This window comes from Shinella oryzae (assembly GCF_023038235.1).
Lineage (GTDB): Bacteria > Pseudomonadota > Alphaproteobacteria > Rhizobiales > Rhizobiaceae > Shinella > Shinella sumterensis.
Map to the genome: position 1 here is coordinate 2,572,335 of NZ_CP081987.1, position 16,172 is coordinate 2,588,506.

Consider the following 16,172-nt stretch of genomic DNA (forward strand, 5'->3'; position numbering starts at 1 on the left):
TTCATCCGGCTCAACCTGTGACAGCCTATTCTGACCGCATCTGCGGCCCAGAACAGACCTGGAGCCGGATCGAGGCGCTTATGCCCCGGTTCGGCATCACGCGGCTTTCGCGCCTGACAGGGTTGGACCGCGTCGGCATCCCCGTCTGGAACGCCGTCAGCCCCAATGCCCGCTCGATCGTCATCAACCAGGGCAAGGGCATCACCGATATCGACGCAAAGGTCTCCGCCGCCATGGAGGCGCTTGAGCGGGCCGTGGCAGGCGCCCCCCTGGTGGCGACGCGTCACGCATCGCGGCGCGATTTCATGGAGGCCGGCGAAACCTGCCTGCCGCTCGATATTTTCGTTGCGGCCGGCCAGGCGTTTCTCGCTGAGGAGGAGAAGCTCGACTGGCTCACCGGCCACGACGTCGTCACCGGCGACCGTGTCTGGGTGCCGCGCGACGCAATCTGCCTCGACAGGACCGATGTTGCACCGCGCTTCTGGCAGTCTTCGGATGGCCTGGCCTCCGGCAACTCCGAGACAGAGGCGATCCTGCATGGCCTGCTGGAACGCATCGAGCGGGATGCCGACCGGCTCTGGCGCCTGCTGCCGCGTGAAAAACGCCTCGCGACCGCCATCGACCCGACAGGCTTCGGCGATCCGGTCGTCGATGTGCTCGTGGGGCGTTTTCGCGACGCCGGGCTGGACCTGCGCCTCTTCGATATTACAAGCGACCTCGCCATCCCGACCTATGCAGCGGTGCTCGGTGATGTGGGAATGCGCAACAAGAAGGCGCCGCTCTTCCACGATGCAACGGTCGGCTACGGCACCCATCCCGTCGCCGTGCGCGCCGTCATCCGGGCGCTGACCGAAGTCGCACAATCGCGCCTCACCTATATCAGCGGCGCGCGGGACGACCTTTTTGCCGAAACCTTCACCCGGCCGCTGGCGCCGGAAACGCGCGCCCTCTTCGGGGCATTGCCGACAACGCCAAAAGCCTATGGCGCACCGTCGGGCGACGCCGCAGCCTTGCTCGCGCATTGCCTGGAGGTGCTCGCCGCATCCGGCATAACACCCGTCGTCGCGGTGCCGCTGACCGATGCCTCGCTGCCCGTCTCGGTGGTCAAGATGGTCGTGCCCACTCTGGAAAACCCCGAGGGCGCGCGTCGCCACGCCGTCGGCTCCCGCGCACTCTCCCGCATGCTGTTTGGAACCTCATGAAAATCCTCTTCGCCGGCCCCAGCCTGCCGGATGCGGCCACGCTCTGCGGCGACGTCTTGGAGGTCCGTCCGCCTGCCGTTCACGGCGACGTTCTGGCGGCCGTGCGCGCCGGCGCAACGGCAATCGGCATCATCGACGGCGGCTTCGAACATGTCGCACCCGTCTGGCACAAGGAAATCCTGTATGCCTTGCACGAGGGCGTTTCCGTCTTCGGCGCGGCCAGCATGGGCGCCCTGCGCGCCGCCGAATGCGCTGCCTTCGGCATGGTGGGCATAGGACGGATCTACGAGGATTATGCGAGCGGGCGCCGGTTGGACGATGCCGATGTCGCGCTTCTGCATGGCCCGGCGGAACTCGGATATCCCGCGCTTTCCCTCCCGCTCGTCAATGTCGATGCGACGCTCGACCGGCTGGAGGCGGATCGAACGGTCGCTGCGCTTGAGGTGGCGGGCCTTCGCGACGCCGCGCGCCGGATTTTCTACAAGGAGCGCACATGGTCAGCGATCCTCAAGGCGCGTGAAAACGGGGTGTCGTGGACGGCCACGACACAACTCCTGACCGAGCGGACCGTGAACCAGAAACGCGTGGACGCCCTGGCGCTGGTGCGGGAAATGACACTCTGGGCGGGCAAAAAGGCCGAAAAACGTGGTGACTGGACGTTCCGCGCCACGTCGCTGTGGCGTATGGCGGCAGATCAATCTTAAACCGCTTTCGTCATACAATTTCGCATTCCGCGTGTGTCACGCTGGAGTCACGCGCCAAAGCCGGTCCCCACGCCTATACTCACATTCAGGGTAAAATTCGACGCGGCGGGGGCCAGCACATATGAAAATCGATACGATCGAAATGGAAGACCGCGGCGCGGAACTGATGGCGCTGGCGCGAATGCTCGCCTTCGCCGTGGAAACCGCCAAAGGCCTCGACGTCGAGGCCGTCGAATATTGCCTCGATACGGCACTGCGGGCTGTGCTGAACGAGATCGACGAACCGTCCCGCATCATGCTGACGTCGAACGACATCCTGCTGATGAACCGGTCCGCCCTCTGCTGAGCGCGAATGCAAAGGCCAGACTGACCGCCCATACCGCGATAAAGACCTGTCACACCCTTTCCTAGGCCGGCCGTACCGTTTATCGGAAGCGGGCGCGCACTCCGCGCGTGGACGGAGAGCGGTATGACGGAGATGCCCGGATGAGCGCGCTTGCGGCCTATGGCGGCCTTTTCATAGCCGCCTTCATCGCCGCCACCATCCTTCCGGCACAATCCGAAGCGGTGCTCGTCGGCCTGCTTGCCGCCGGCAGCCATTCACCCAGCCTTTTGATCATCGTCGCGGGAACGGGCAACGTGCTCGGCTCCGTCGTCAACTGGTTGCTCGGCCGGGGCATCGAGCGCTTCCGCCATGCGCGATGGTTTCCGGTCAACGCCGCAAGCCTCGAGCGTGCCGGCAACTGGTATCGCAAATACGGCTGGTGGAGCCTGCTTCTCAGCTGGGCACCGATCATCGGCGATCCGCTGACGGTGGCAGCCGGCATCATGCGCGAGCCGTTTTTCCGTTTCCTGCTCGTCGTTTCCATCGCCAAGTTCGGCCGCTACCTCCTGCTTGCGGCCATCGTTCTCCACTGGTTGTGAACTTTTTTGGCAGCCGATGGAATGGAAGCCGCGCGGCTCTCGTATATTGGGGCATGAACGCAAAGACACCCGGCTTCAACGTGATCGGACAGCTTGCGGCGCTCAGGCGCTACGCACTTTCGCTCGTCCGCAATCCGGATGATGCCGAGGACCTCGTGCACGATGCGCTGGTGAAGGCCTATGAACGGCAGGGCACGTTCCGCACTGGCGCGAATGTGCGCAACTGGCTGATGTCGATCCTGCACAATGCGCATGTGGACCGCTTGCGCCAGCGCCGTTCGATGCAGCGCCGCCACGATGGCGCGGCCGAAGTCGCCGAAACCGCGATACCGGCCAACCAGGATCATTCGGTGCGCCTCACGCAGCTGCGCAACGCCTTCTTCACGCTTCCCGAAGAGCAGCGCGCGGCCCTGCACCTCGTCGCCATCGAGGAGCTTTCCTACCAGGAAGCGGCGACCGCCCTCGGCATTCCCGTGGGAACGCTGATGTCACGCGTCGCCCGGGCGCGCGAGCGCCTGCGCACATTCGAACAAAGCGGCCCGTCCGCGACCGTCACGCATCTCAGGATTGTCGGAGGCACTGGCGATGACCAGCAATGACCCCATCCTCGAAGCCGATCTCAACGCCTATGTCGACGACCAGCTGGCCGTCGGGCGGCGCATCGAGGTGGAGGCCTATCTGTCGGAACGCCCGGCCGTCGCCGCGCAGATCATGAAGGACCTGCGCGTGCGCGACGAGCTGCGCCTGGCGCTTGCGGACCACCGCACCGTGATCCGGCAGGAGACGCGCGAGGCCGCGCGCCAGCTGGAGCGTTCGCTGTCGCGCCGCCGCATCCTTGCGGTCTTCCGCCGTGCTGCAGCGATCGCGCTCTTCGTCGCGGCAGGCTGGGTCGCGCATGCCGTCTTCGGCCCCTTCGGCGCGACCGAGGTCATCGCCTCGGTGCAGCCGCCGGCCTTCGTGGAGGAAGCGGTGCGCGCACACCGGACGACGCTTCTGCGCGACACGATGGCATCTCAGCCGGAGACGGAAACGTTCGACCGTGCAGAGATCCGCTCGGCCACCGCCATCGTCCTGCCGGACCTGCCGAAAGGCTGGACCCTGCTCGATACGCAGGTCTTCCCCTCGGCCTATGGCCCGAGCGTCGAGCTGGTGCTGCAACCGGAGGCGAACGAACGCCTCTCGCTCTTTGCGGTGCGCCCGGGCTCGTTTGCCGTGCAGCATGTCCTGCTGTTCCACGCTGACAACGCCCGGGCCGCCTACTGGCAGATCGGCGACGTCGCCTATGCCCTGGTGTCCGAAAGCCGCAAGGCCGACGACCTGACGCAAACCGCGCGGGAACTTTCCCGCACGCTCTACTGATCAACCGTTTCCATAAGGAGATATGAGATGGAACCCGTACAACAGCGATTCGGCTACGGCGCACAGGCGCAGTCCGCTGCCCTCTTCGACGAGGGCCTGCGCCAGCACATGCTGCGCGTCTACAACTACATGGGCGCCGGCCTTGTTATCACCGGCCTCGTTGCGTTCATTGTCGGCTCCACGCCGGCGCTCTACGTGCCGATCTTCTCGTCGCCGCTCAAGTGGGTGGTGATGCTGGCGCCGCTCGCCTTCGTTTTCTTCTTCTCGTTCAAGATCCAGACGATGTCGGCCAGCACGGCACAGATGACCTTCTGGGCGTTTTGCGCCGTCATGGGCCTCTCGCTCGCATCGGTGTTCCTTGTCTTCACCGGCATGAGCATCGCCCGAACCTTCTTCATCGCCGCAACCATGTTCGGCGCCACGAGCCTTTACGGCTATGTGACGAAGCGTGACCTTTCGAAATTCGGCTCGTTCCTGATCATGGGCCTGATCGGCGTCATCATCGCTTCGATCGTCAACATTTTCCTGGGCTCCAGCGCCCTGCAGTTCGCAATCTCCGTGATCGGTATCCTCGTCTTCGTCGGCCTGACGGCCTGGGATACGCAGAACATCAAGTCGCAATATGCCGAGAACATTGACCAGGAATCCCAGCAGAAGATGGCCGTGTTCGGCGCGCTCTCGCTCTACCTGAATTTCGTCAACATCTTCCAGCTGCTGCTGAATTTCACGGGCGAACGCGAATAGTTTTCGCGAATGGTTTCAAAGGGAACGGCGGGGCTTGCTCCGCCGTTTCTTTTTGTGTGCGGCACAGAAAAAAGTAAGTATGAACTTACTTTATGAACCCCGTTGACAAATCGACCCATAGCGTTTTTGCTTAAGGCATTCACCAGGGGGGTCCCGACAAGGGGCTGAGATACTGCTGGCTTTCGCAGCGCAGTGACCCGTTGAACCTGATCCAGTTCATACTGGCGTAGGGACGGTGCAAGCGCTGTGGCAGGACATCCGATAACCCGGATTCCGTGTCCAGCGTCCTTCCATCATTCCGGCTCTAGGACTGGGTCTCCAAACCGAACTTGGAGCCTCACGATGAATATTGCCGCCCAAAAGCTCACCCCGACCGTCACCACCGGCGCCCTGCCCGCCTCGCGCAAGATCCACATTGCCGGCGAACAGCATCCCGAAATCCGCGTGCCGATGCGCGAGATTTCCCTCCACCCGACCTCGGGAGAGCCGCCCGTCATCGTCTACGACGCCTCGGGCGCCTATACCGACCCCAACCACATCGTCGCCATCGAAAGCGGCCTGCCGCGGCTGCGCGAAAGCTGGATCGCCGCGCGTGGCGATACCGAAGACTATGAAGGCCGTCACATCCGCCCGGAGGACAACGGCTTCGCGACCGGCGAGCGTCTGACACCGGAATTCCCCGTTCGCAACCGCCCGCGCAAGGCGAGGGACGGCAAGGCTGTGACCCAGCTCGCCTATGCCCGCGCCGGCATGATCACGCCGGAGATGGAATTCATCGCCATCAGGGAAAATCTCGGCCGCAAGGCCGCGAAGGATACACTCGTGCGCGATGGCGACAGTTTCGGCGCGCATATTCCCGATTTCGTCACGCCGGAATTCGTCCGTCAGGAGGTCGCCAGTGGCCGGGCGATCATCCCCGCCAACATCAACCATCCCGAGGCCGAGCCGATGATCATCGGCCGTAATTTCCTGGTCAAGATCAACGCCAATATCGGCAATTCCGCCGTTACCTCCTCCATGGCCGAAGAGGTCGAGAAGATGGTGTGGGCGATCCGCTGGGGCGCCGATACCGTCATGGACCTGTCGACAGGCCGCAACATCCACAACATCCGCGAATGGATCGTCCGCAATTCGCCGGTTCCGATCGGCACCGTGCCGCTCTATCAGGCGCTCGAAAAGGTCAACGGCATCGCCGAGGACCTGACCTGGGAAGTCTTCCGCGACACGCTGATCGAGCAGGCGGAACAGGGCGTGGACTATTTCACCATCCACGCCGGCGTGCGGCTGCATTACATCCCGCTCACCGTCAATCGCGTCACCGGCATCGTCTCGCGCGGCGGCTCGATCATGGCCAAGTGGTGTCTTCATCACCACCGCGAAAGCTTCCTCTATGAGCATTTCGAGGAAATCTGCGACATCTGCCGCGCCTATGACGTCTCCTTCTCGCTCGGCGATGGCCTGCGCCCCGGCTCGATTGCCGACGCCAACGATGCGGCGCAGTTCGCCGAACTCGAAACGCTTGGCGAACTCACGCAGATCGCCTGGGCAAGGGATTGCCAGGTCATGATCGAAGGCCCCGGCCATGTGCCGATGCACAAGATCAAGGAGAACATGGACAAGCAGCTGAAGACCTGTGGCGAGGCGCCGTTCTACACGCTCGGGCCGCTCACCACCGATATCGCGCCCGGCTACGACCACATCACGTCGGGTATCGGCGCGGCGATGATCGGCTGGTTCGGCACGGCCATGCTCTGCTACGTCACGCCGAAGGAACATCTCGGCCTGCCCGACCGCAACGACGTGAAGGTGGGCGTCATCACCTACAAGATCGCCGCCCATGCCGCCGATCTCGCCAAGGGGCACCCGGCGGCGAAGATCCGCGACGACGCGCTGTCGCGCGCCCGCTTCGAGTTCCGCTGGGAGGACCAGTTCAACCTGTCGCTCGATCCGGAAACGGCCCGCTCCTACCACGACGAGACGCTGCCCAAGGAGGCGCACAAGGTGGCGCATTTCTGCTCCATGTGCGGTCCGAAATTCTGCTCCATGCGCATCTCCCACGACATCCGCGCGGAAGCGCAGAAGGAGGGGCTGGAGGCCATGGCGGCGAAGTTCCGTGAGGGCGGCGACCTCTACATGCCGCTTGGCACGACACCTGCGGGAGAATGACCATGCGCATCCTGGTCAAGGGGGCCGGCGTCGCCGGCCTCACCGTCGCATGGCAGCTTTACCGCCATGGCTTCGACGTCACCGTGCAGGAAAAGGCCGGCGCTGTCGGCACCGGCGCATCCGGTTTTGCCGGCGGCATGCTGGCGCCGTGGTGCGAGCGCGAGAATGCCGAAGAACCGGTGCTCTCGCTCGGGCGAATGGCGGCCGACTGGTGGGAGGCCGCCCTGCCCGGACAGGTCCAGCGCTGCGGAACGCTGGTTGTCGCAGGCGGGCGCGATACGGGCGAACTCGACCGCTTCGCCTCGCGCACCACCGGCTGGGAATGGCTGGACGAGGCGGCGATCGGCGCGCTCGAACCGGATCTCGCCGGCCGGTTCCGCAAGGCGTTGTTCTTCCGCGAGGAGGCGCATCTCGATCCGCGTCGGGCGCTCTCCGGCCTGACCGCCGCGCTTGAGGAGGCACGCATGCGCTTCCTCTTTGGCGACAGCAAGGACAAGGGCGCTTTCGACCGGATCGTCGATTGCACCGGTGCAGCCCGCATCGGCCAGTTGCCGGAGCTGCGCGGCGTGCGCGGTGAGATGCTTTATCTCGAGACCGAAGAGATAAACCTCTCCCGTCCCGTCCGTCTCCTCCATCCGCGCCACCCGATCTACATCGTGCCGCGCGATAAGAACCGGTTCATGGTCGGCGCGACCATGATCGAGACGGATGATGCCGGCCCGGTGACGGCCCGCTCGATGATGGAACTGCTGAACGCCGCCTATGCACTGCATCCCGCCTTCGGCGAGGCGCGCGTGGCCGAGACCGGCGCGGGTATCCGCCCCGCCTACCCTGATAACCTGCCGCGCGTCACGGCGCTCGGCGATACCATCCATGTCAACGGCTTTTACCGCCACGGCTTCCTGCTGGCGCCCGCCATGGCGGGCGAGGTGGCCCGGCGCCTGCTGGCGGAAGCCCCGCAACCGGAGAGGCTGGCATCATGACCTTCATCATCAACGGCGAGGAACAGGACGTGGCGGCAACGACGCTCGCCGCCCTGCTCGATGTCCTCGAATACGAGGGAGAGTGGCTTGCGACAGCGGTGAACGGAGAGCTCGTGCACCGCGAGGATCGCGCCGCCTTCACGCTCGGCGAGCGGGACCGGATCGAGATCCTCTCCCCCATGCAGGGAGGCTGACATGCTGAAGCTCTACGACGTTACCGTCCAGTCCCGTCTTCTGCTGGGCACGGCCCGCTATCCCTCGCCCGCTATTCTTGCCGAAGCCGTGCGGCGCTCGAAGACGGAGATCGTCACCGTATCGCTGCGCCGCGAGACGGCGGGCGGCAAGGCGGGCGGCGCGTTCTTCAAGATGATCCGCGCGCTTGGTGTTCGCGTTCTGCCCAACACGGCGGGATGCCACAGCGTGCAGGAGGCCGTGCTGACAGCGAAGATGGCGCGCGACGTGTTCCGCACCGACTGGATCAAGCTGGAGGTCATCGGCCACCACGACACGCTCCAGCCGGATGTCTTCGGCCTCGTCGAGGCGGCACGCATCCTGACGGCCGAAGGGTTCCAGGTTTTCCCCTACACGACGGACGATCTCGTGGTGGCGGAAAAACTGCTGGACGCCGGCTGCCGTGTGCTGATGCCCTGGTGCGCGCCGATCGGCTCGGCCATGGGGCCGGTCAATCCGCAGGCGCTGCGCAGCTTCCGCGCGCAATTCCCCGATGTGCCGCTGATCGTCGATGCCGGCATCGGCCGCCCCTCGCATGCAACGAGCGTGATGGAGCTCGGTTACGATGCCGTCCTGCTCAACACCGCCGTTGCGAACGCCGGTGACCCGGTCGCCATGGCCGAGGCCTTCGCGCTTGCCCTCGAGGCCGGGCGGCTGGCGCATGCGGCGCGTCCGCTCGAGCCGCGCGACATGGCGGTTCCCTCCACCCCCGTCATCGGAAAGGCCGTCTTCGCATGAAACTCGATCCGTTCTACCTGATCGTCGACAGCGCCGACTGGATCGAGCGCCTCGTGCCCATCGGCGTCAAGCTCGTTCAGCTGCGCATGAAGGACGTGTCGGAAGACGACCTCCGCCAGCACATCCGCCGCGCCAAGACCGTCTGCGCCGGGCACGGCTGCGTGCTTGTTATCAACGACTACTGGCAGATCGCCATCGAGGAAGGCTGCGACTTCGTGCATCTCGGACAGGAAGACCTCGCCGATGCCGATATTACGGCCATCCGCGCCGCCGGCTTGAAGCTCGGCCTGTCGAGCCATGACGAAGCGGAGCTGGAAACCGCGCTTGCCGCACAGCCGGATTATATCGCACTGGGCCCTGTCTGGCCGACGATCCTCAAGAAGATGAAATGGGCGCCACAGGGCGTGGAACGGCTGAAGACGTGGAAGGCGCGCATCGGGCCCATGCCGCTCGTCGCCATCGGCGGCTTGAACCCGGACAGGCTTGCGGCGGTCTTCGAGAACGGCGCGGATATCGCGGCGGTCGTCACCGACATCACGCTGAACGCCGATCCCGAAGCGCGAACGCATGAATGGATCGAGCGCACCGCAACCTGGCGCTGACCGGACCCTTTGGCGAACTGGCGGGACAGCGCGTCGGCGTGCTACAGGCATGACCGTTGCGGCGAACATCCGCACGTTACGATCCAAGGGCACGCAGGAGACCACGATCATGCAGGACAGCGCAAACCAGCCGACCTATGTCTTCACCCCGGCGATGGTGCCCAGCCTGCCGATAAAGGGGAGTACCGCGCGCTTTCCCGTGCACCGCATCTATTGCGTCGGCCGCAACTTCGCCGACCACGCCATCGAGATGGGGCACGACCCGGACAAGGAGCCGCCCTTCTTCTTCCAGAAGAACCCGGATACGCTGGTCGCCCCGGAACAGGGCTTCCCCTATCCCGCCGCCAGCAATGACGTTCACCATGAGATCGAACTGGTCATCGCGCTGAAAAGCGGCGGTAGCGACATTGCACCCGAGCGCGCGCTTGATTGCGTCTACGGCTATGCCGTCGGTCTCGACATGACCCGCCGCGATCTACAGGCGGAGGCCAAGAAGCATGGTCGGCCGTGGGAGGTTGCTAAGGCCTTCGAGCATTCCGCGCCCTGCGGCCCCATCCATCCCGTCGATGTTATCGGCCACCCCGCCGAGGGCGCCATTCGGCTCACCATCAACGGCGCGCCACGTCAGGATGGCAACCTCAACCAGATGATCTGGAAGACGCCTGACATGATCGCCTATCTCTCCCGGCTTTTCACCCTCCAGCCCGGCGATCTCATTTTCTCTGGCACGCCCGCCGGTGTCGGAGCGATCAGCAGGGGCGATGTCATGGCTGCGCATATTGATGGACTGGACGACATCGTCGTCACGGTCATCTGACAAAAGGCATCTCCTGCGACAGCACGCCACGCCCGGGACCGCTCGCCTGTTTGATCAACGTCAAAGAAGGCCATCCCGTGCGGCGGTACCTCTTGCGCATGAACGAGAGACGTTCGTCATCAAGGAGAATTCCAGTGCGTATCATGGCAAAGAGCATCGTCGGCGCGGCAGCGGTCATCCTGGCGTTGGCGCTTCCGGCAGCGGCGGCGGATTTCGAGGTGCACATGCTCAACAAGGGGGCTGCGGGCGCCATGGTGTTCGAGCCGGCCTTCGTGAAGGTTGCGCCGGGGGACACGGTCACCTTCATCCCGACGGACAAGGGGCACAATGTCGAGACGATCAAGGACATGATCCCGCAGGGGGCCGCGGCCTTCAAGAGCAAGATGAACGAGACCTACAAAGTCACCTTCGACAAGGCCGGCGCCTATGGCGTCAAGTGCACGCCGCATGTCGGCATGGGCATGGTTGGTCTCGTGGTCGTCGGTGACGCACCGGCCAATCTCGACGCGGTCAAGACCGGCAAGCTGCCCAAGAAGGCACGTGAACGCCTGGATGCTGAAATCGCTGCGGCGGGTCTCTGAACGACTTTCTTTGCGGCGGGGGCTGGGCCCGGTGCGGAGCGATCCGTGCCGGGTTCTCCGTATGAGGGGATAGCGACCGGCCATTCGGACTTTCACGATGCGAATGATGGGGATTTATATATTTAATTTTCTAATGCCCCTCATGCCTGCTAGCTTTCCCGCCCATACGTCAACGGGATCACGCATGCTGAAATCCGTCCTGCTCTTCGCGTGGCTATTTCTTGCAGCGCTTTGCCATCCCCTTCTCGCCGCCGGAAACGTCATGACCTCCGACCTTCACAAAGCTGCCGCCGCAAACGACGCCGCGGCAATCGCCACGCTTCTGAAAGAAGGAGCGGAGATCGATGCGCGCGATGAGAACGGCGCAACGCCGCTGCTCGTGGCGACGCACGGCAACAAGGTGGAGGCCGCGCGGGCACTGATCGAGGCCGGGGCCGATGTCAACGCCAAGGACGAGATCAGCGACAGCCCCTATCTGTATGCCGGCGCACGCGGTCACCTCGACATCCTCAAGCTGACGCTGACCCATGGCGCCGACCTCAAGAGCATCAACCGCTATGGCGGCACCGCCCTCATCCCCGCCGCCGAACGCGGCCATGTCGAGACGGTCGACACGCTCATCAAGGCCGGTGTCGATGTGGACCACGTCAACCGGCTTGGCTGGACGGCGCTTCTGGAAGCGATCATCCTCAGCGATGGCGGCCAGCGCCATGTCGAGATCGTCGACCTGCTGATCAAGGCTGGCGCGAACGTCGATCTTGCCGACAATGACAGCGTGACGCCGCTCGCCCATGCCCGCAGCCGCGGCTATGCCGCCATCGTGGCGCTGCTGGAAAACGCCGGCGCGACGTGACTGCTGCTTGAGACTCGGAAGCCATTCCGCGGCAAAACTGAAAACACGCAACACCAAGGGCCTGAGACGACGATGCAACGCAGCTATTATTCCTCCCTCGGCGGCCATCCGCCGCAAAGCGACCTTCTGACCGGGCGCGCCGTGTTCACCGAGGCCTATGCGGTGATCCCGAAGGGCGTGATGCAGGACATCGTCACCAGCTACCTGCCTTTCTGGAACGACACGCGGCTCTGGGTCATCGCCCGCCCGCTCTCCGGCTTCGCCGAGACCTTCTCGCAATACATCATGGAAGTGGCACCGGGCGGCGGCAGCGACCGGCCGGAACAGGACCCCGAGGCCGAGGGCGTGCTGTTCGTCGTCGATGGCGCGGTGGAGCTGACGCTGCCATCGGGCACGCATGTTCTCCAGCCGGGCGGCTACGCCTTCCTGCCGCCGGGCCTGAAATGGTCGCTGAACAATCGCTCGGGCGCGCATGCCCGCTTCCACTGGATCCGCAAGGCCTATGACGCCGTCGAAGGCCTGCCGCGTCCCGAGCCGCTGATCCTGAACGACAAGGACGTCACGCCCAACGCCATGCCGGGCACGAACGGTGCCTGGGCGACGACGCGCTTCGTCGACCCTTCGGACCTGCGCCACGACATGCATGTGACGATCGTCACGCTTCAGCCGGGCGCCGTCATCCCCTTTGCCGAAACGCACGTCATGGAGCATGGCCTCTATGTGCTGGAGGGCAAGGCGGTCTATCGCCTCAATCAGGACTGGGTGGAGGTCGAGGCAGGCGATTTCATGTGGCTGCGCGCCTTCTGCCCGCAGGCCTGCTACGCCGGCGGCCCCGGCCCGTTCCGCTATCTCCTCTACAAGGACGTCAACCGCCATATGACGCTCCGGCCCGGCGGCCTTCGCCGCTGACATCTGCCGATCCGATCCAGCCCGCGCCATTCCCGGCGCGGGTTTTTCACGGCGTCGACGGCATGGCCTGCGGATAGGATCGCGGGTCGAGCCGCAGGTAGAGCAAGGCGGTCACCAGCACGCAGCCGAGGTGCAGCGCCCAGCCGGCGGCAAACCCGCCCGTCCGGTCGTGCAGCACGGCCATGGCGTAAGGCCCGAGCGCCGCGACGAGAAAGCCGCCGCCCTGCATCAGCGCCGCCAGCGCACCGGCCTGTTCAGGGCGCGGCAGATGATCGAGCGCCGCAACGATGGCGAGCGCGAAACCGCCGCCGAGACCTGCACCGCACAGGCCGGCCCAGACCACCGGCGCGAACGCGGGAAAGGCCGACAATCCGGCAAAACCCACGGCCTGCAATGCGATCGTGAGAAACAGCCACGGGCGGCGATCGATCTTGCGGCGTGCGAGCACCGGAAGCCCCAAAGCGGCAAAAGCCTGACAGACGGCCATGACCGCGACGAGGCTGCTGCTGTCGCCGCTCGTCCAGCCCTGCGCCTGGTAATAGGGCGAGAGCCAGGCGATCATCGACGTGTAGCCGGCATTGATGAGGCCGAATGCCGCCATCAGCAGCCAGGTGCGCGGCCGTCTCAACAGGTGCTGCGTGAGCGCGCCGTCCGGCATGCGCGAGCGAACGTCCGGGAGGATGCGCCAGGCTGCAACAAGTGCGATCGCCACCGGTACCGCAAGCCAGGCGAGCGCCGCCCGCCAGCTGTAACCCGCCTGCATGAAGGCCGGCATCAGGCGCGCCCCGAAGGCGCCGCCCGTCATGATCATCGCTGAGTAGAGGCCCGTCACCACGGGCACGCTGGCGGGGAAGGACGCCTTGATGATACCCGGAAAGGCCGCCTGTATGAAGGCAACCCCGATGCCGCACAGCGCCGCGGTCAGGATGAGGGACACACCGTCATGGGCGGCGAGACGCAACGCGGAGCCGGCAAGAAGAACGAGGAGCGCAGCCAGCAGACCACGGCGCGTTCCGATCCGCGCCTGTAGCCCCGGCGCGGCGAAGGCGCCGAGCCCCATCAACACCATCGGAAGCAGGGTGAGCATGGCGATACCGCCGTAGCCCAGCCCCGTATCGGCGACGATGTCGGCAAGGAGCGGCGCCGGCGCAGCGAGAAAAGGCCGCAGATTGAGCCCGATCAGGATGACCAGCACCAGCATAGCGATATCGGGTCCGGGGCGTGGCTGCGTCATGTCCGGTGTCTCGTGCGAATGGATATGTCCGGGGAATATCTCCGGCCGATCGGACAGCGCTATCATTCGCTTGAATCATGCGCAAATTAGATGTTCAGATAGATATCATTCCCGATTGCGATGGAGATGCCATGCTCGATCCGCGCCTTCTCCGGGCCTTCGTGGCCATCGCCGATTCCGGCAGCTTCACCGCCGCGGCCGATCGGCTGCACATGACCCAGTCGACCATGAGCCAACAGATCGCGCGTCTCGAGGACGCCGTCGGGCGCCCTCTGGTCGATCGTACCGCACGCCCGGTGCGCCTCACCGTCACGGGCGAGCGCCTGCTCGGCCATGCCCGGCGCATCCTGACGCTGCAGACGGAGGCGCTGACGCTGGCGGCGGAGATGTCCGGAACGACGTCCGTGCGCATCGGCATGCCTGATGATATCGCGACGCCTGAAATGGCCCGCGCTTTCGCCGCCTTCACGCGGCGACACAAGGAAGCGCGCCTGGATGTCACGACCGGCCTGCGCTCGGATCTGACGCGACGTTACCGTTCCGGCGAACTGGATATTGTCGTTCTGAAGGAAGACACGCCCAGTCCGGACAGCTGGGCGAGCTTCATGGAACCCATCGCCTGGTTCACGGCAAGCGATGCGCCATTGGAGCAATCCGACCCCGTGCCGCTTGTCACCTTCCCGCCGGGCGGGCTCTATCGCGACGCGATGTTCGAACGGCTGGAGCGGAAGAGCCGGCGCTGGTACGTCGCCTTTACCTCCGCCAGCCTGCGCAATGTGCTGATGGCGGTGGAAGCCGGGCTCGGCCTGTCGCTCCTGCCAATCGATGCCACGAAGGGATGGCGCGTCGCGCAGGTCGGCGATATCGGCCCCGAGCCACCGGTCGTCGCGTCACTTTATGCATGGGAGCGCACCGGTATCGTCGGCGAGCTTGCCCACGAGGTGCTCGATATTCTCAAGCGGCACTTTCAACGCCCGTGAGACGATAAAGGCCTAGCGCAGCAGGCCCTGCCCGCCATCGATCCACAAGGGCGTGCCGGTGATATGGCGCGCCTTGGACGAGGCGAGAAACAGGATGGCATCAGCGACATCATCCGCCGTTCCCGGCTTGCCGTGCGAAACGGGGATATCGCCTTCCGGCCAGATGACGGGAATGCCCGACGTTCCAGCCCCCCGCTGCTCCGTGTTTTCATCGATGCTGGTTTCGATTGCGCCGGGACAGACGGCATTGACGCGGACACCGTCCTTGCCGAGTTCGAGCGCCAGCTGCTGCACCATGGCGAGCTGCGCAGCCTTGGTCGCAGAATAGGCAAGCGCACCGGGCGTCGTGAACGTACGGGTCCCGTTGATCGAGGAGACGACGATGATCGCACCTTCGGCAGCCTTCCTCAGATAGGGTACCGTCAAATGGAGCGTCAAGAAGGTGCCGCGCAGATTGATGGCGATGGTTTCATCCCACTCGGCCGGCTTCAGGTCGTCCACCGGCGCCCAGACACCATTCACACCCGCATTGGCGACGACGATATCCACCCCACCAAAAATATCGGCGAGAGCTTCCACTGCTTCACGCATGGCGCCTTCATCCTTGACATCCGCAACGAGCGGCAAGGCCGACCCGCCAAGCGCACGGATTTCCGACGCGACATGCTCGATCTCATCGGCGGTTCGCCCGAGAATGCCGACGCTGGCGCCGTGACGGGCAAAGGCATGGGCGGATGCCCTGCCGATTCCGGATCCACCGCCGGTGACCAAGGCGACCTTGTCGGCAAAGAGCATGGCTGTTCCTTTCCAAAATGCGCGCTAACGATCACAATGTCTCGCGGGCGTGTGGGTTCCCGAAATTATCGCGGAACCAAGCCGTACCCGTAGCGTTAGGGTCCGTAATCAACCTTCAGCAGGAGTGCACCGTGCGTCAGAAAAAGAAGCCGCTCGCCCGCAAACCCGAAGTTGATCGCGAGGCGGACCCCCGCAAGGCTTATGCAAGGCGCAATGCGCTTGAGCCGCAGGTCATGATGCCACATCGCTCCGACATGCCGCTTGCCCGTCCGGAAAAGGACGAAGTCGTCGTCCCCGCCATGGTGACGGGAAAAAGCCTCATCAGCGGACGTCACTGAGAGGGCCGGCAG

The 16,172-nt window shown here is 64.6% G+C and carries 20 protein-coding genes and 1 riboswitch; of the genes, 18 read left to right on the top strand and 2 right to left on the bottom strand.

What is annotated here, in order from left to right:
* The first annotated feature begins 17 nt into the window (after positions 1-17).
* The 16 genes from K6301_RS12540 (at position 18) to K6301_RS12615 (ending at position 12,813) form a co-directional block, all read left to right on the top strand.
* A complete protein-coding gene (locus tag K6301_RS12540; RefSeq protein ID WP_247217358.1) occupies positions 18-1,202 on the top strand; it encodes a YcaO-like family protein in 1,185 nt (394 codons plus the stop codon).
* Positions 1,199-1,906, top strand: a complete 708-nt coding sequence (locus K6301_RS12545) for a TfuA-like protein (RefSeq protein WP_247217360.1) — start codon at positions 1,199-1,201, stop codon at positions 1,904-1,906. Before K6301_RS12540 ends, K6301_RS12545 begins: the two co-directional genes overlap by 4 nt.
* Positions 1,907-2,027: 121 nt before the next feature.
* The gene (locus K6301_RS12550) at positions 2,028-2,252 is read left to right on the top strand and encodes a hypothetical protein (protein WP_247217362.1); all 225 of its coding nucleotides are present in this window, start codon (positions 2,028-2,030) and stop codon (positions 2,250-2,252) included.
* Positions 2,253-2,392: 140 nt separating this feature from the next.
* The gene (locus K6301_RS12555; RefSeq protein ID WP_247217364.1) at positions 2,393-2,830 is read left to right on the top strand and encodes a YqaA family protein; all 438 of its coding nucleotides are present in this window, start codon (positions 2,393-2,395) and stop codon (positions 2,828-2,830) included.
* A gap of 53 nt (positions 2,831-2,883) precedes the next feature.
* Positions 2,884-3,429, top strand: a complete 546-nt coding sequence (locus K6301_RS12560) for a sigma-70 family RNA polymerase sigma factor (RefSeq protein WP_241601668.1) — start codon at positions 2,884-2,886, stop codon at positions 3,427-3,429.
* Entirely contained in the window at positions 3,416-4,189 is a 774-nt protein-coding gene (locus K6301_RS12565) for an anti-sigma factor family protein (RefSeq protein WP_247217366.1), read from the top strand. Before K6301_RS12560 ends, K6301_RS12565 begins: the two co-directional genes overlap by 14 nt.
* A gap of 27 nt (positions 4,190-4,216) precedes the next feature.
* Complete coding sequence (locus tag K6301_RS12570) at positions 4,217-4,933, top strand: Bax inhibitor-1/YccA family protein (protein ID WP_247217367.1); 717 nt, start codon at positions 4,217-4,219, stop codon at positions 4,931-4,933.
* Positions 4,934-5,067: 134 nt separating this feature from the next.
* A riboswitch (TPP riboswitch) is annotated at positions 5,068-5,184 on the top strand.
* Between the two features lie 91 nt (positions 5,185-5,275).
* A complete protein-coding gene (gene thiC, locus K6301_RS12575) occupies positions 5,276-7,099 on the top strand; it encodes a phosphomethylpyrimidine synthase ThiC (protein ID WP_247217368.1) in 1,824 nt (607 codons plus the stop codon).
* Between the two features lie 2 nt (positions 7,100-7,101).
* Positions 7,102-8,082 carry a glycine oxidase ThiO gene (gene thiO / locus K6301_RS12580; protein WP_247217369.1) on the top strand — a complete coding sequence of 327 codons (981 nt, stop codon included), beginning with the start codon at positions 7,102-7,104 and terminating at the stop codon, positions 8,080-8,082.
* Positions 8,079-8,276, top strand: coding sequence for a sulfur carrier protein ThiS (thiS, locus tag K6301_RS12585; protein ID WP_160872604.1), 198 nt, complete (start codon positions 8,079-8,081; stop codon positions 8,274-8,276). The genes thiO and thiS overlap by 4 nt, the downstream gene beginning before the upstream one ends.
* Before the next feature lies 1 nt (position 8,277).
* A complete protein-coding gene (locus K6301_RS12590) occupies positions 8,278-9,051 on the top strand; it encodes a thiazole synthase (protein ID WP_247217370.1) in 774 nt (257 codons plus the stop codon).
* Positions 9,048-9,653: a thiamine phosphate synthase gene (locus K6301_RS12595; protein ID WP_247217371.1), complete on the top strand. Its 606-nt coding sequence runs from the start codon at positions 9,048-9,050 to the stop codon at positions 9,651-9,653. The genes K6301_RS12590 and K6301_RS12595 overlap by 4 nt, the downstream gene beginning before the upstream one ends.
* Positions 9,654-9,762: 109 nt before the next feature.
* Positions 9,763-10,470 (top strand): fumarylacetoacetate hydrolase family protein, encoded by a 708-nt coding sequence (locus K6301_RS12600; protein ID WP_425475398.1) that lies wholly within the window; start codon positions 9,763-9,765, stop codon positions 10,468-10,470.
* A gap of 134 nt (positions 10,471-10,604) precedes the next feature.
* Positions 10,605-11,051, top strand: coding sequence for a pseudoazurin (locus tag K6301_RS12605; protein WP_247217372.1), 447 nt, complete (start codon positions 10,605-10,607; stop codon positions 11,049-11,051).
* Between the two features lie 262 nt (positions 11,052-11,313).
* Positions 11,314-11,904 (top strand): ankyrin repeat domain-containing protein, encoded by a 591-nt coding sequence (locus K6301_RS12610; protein ID WP_247220605.1) that lies wholly within the window; start codon positions 11,314-11,316, stop codon positions 11,902-11,904.
* A gap of 72 nt (positions 11,905-11,976) precedes the next feature.
* Complete coding sequence (locus K6301_RS12615; RefSeq protein ID WP_247217374.1) at positions 11,977-12,813, top strand: bifunctional allantoicase/(S)-ureidoglycine aminohydrolase; 837 nt, start codon at positions 11,977-11,979, stop codon at positions 12,811-12,813.
* 46 nt (positions 12,814-12,859) lie between these two features.
* On the opposite strand, the gene K6301_RS12620 is transcribed toward K6301_RS12615, so the two are convergent.
* Complete coding sequence (locus K6301_RS12620; protein ID WP_247217377.1) at positions 12,860-14,047, bottom strand: cyanate transporter; 1,188 nt, start codon at positions 14,045-14,047, stop codon at positions 12,860-12,862.
* Between the two features lie 131 nt (positions 14,048-14,178).
* Here K6301_RS12620 and K6301_RS12625 point away from each other — a divergent pair, with 131 nt between their 5' ends.
* Positions 14,179-15,027, top strand: a complete 849-nt coding sequence (locus tag K6301_RS12625; protein WP_247217379.1) for a LysR family transcriptional regulator — start codon at positions 14,179-14,181, stop codon at positions 15,025-15,027.
* Between the two features lie 12 nt (positions 15,028-15,039).
* Here the strand turns inward: K6301_RS12625 and K6301_RS12630 are convergent, their stop codons facing one another.
* A complete protein-coding gene (locus K6301_RS12630) occupies positions 15,040-15,822 on the bottom strand; it encodes an SDR family oxidoreductase (RefSeq protein ID WP_247217381.1) in 783 nt (260 codons plus the stop codon).
* 131 nt (positions 15,823-15,953) lie between these two features.
* Between K6301_RS12630 and K6301_RS12635 the strand changes: the two genes are divergently transcribed.
* Positions 15,954-16,160: a hypothetical protein gene (locus tag K6301_RS12635; protein ID WP_134646171.1), complete on the top strand. Its 207-nt coding sequence runs from the start codon at positions 15,954-15,956 to the stop codon at positions 16,158-16,160.
* The last annotated feature ends 12 nt before the right edge of the window (positions 16,161-16,172 follow it).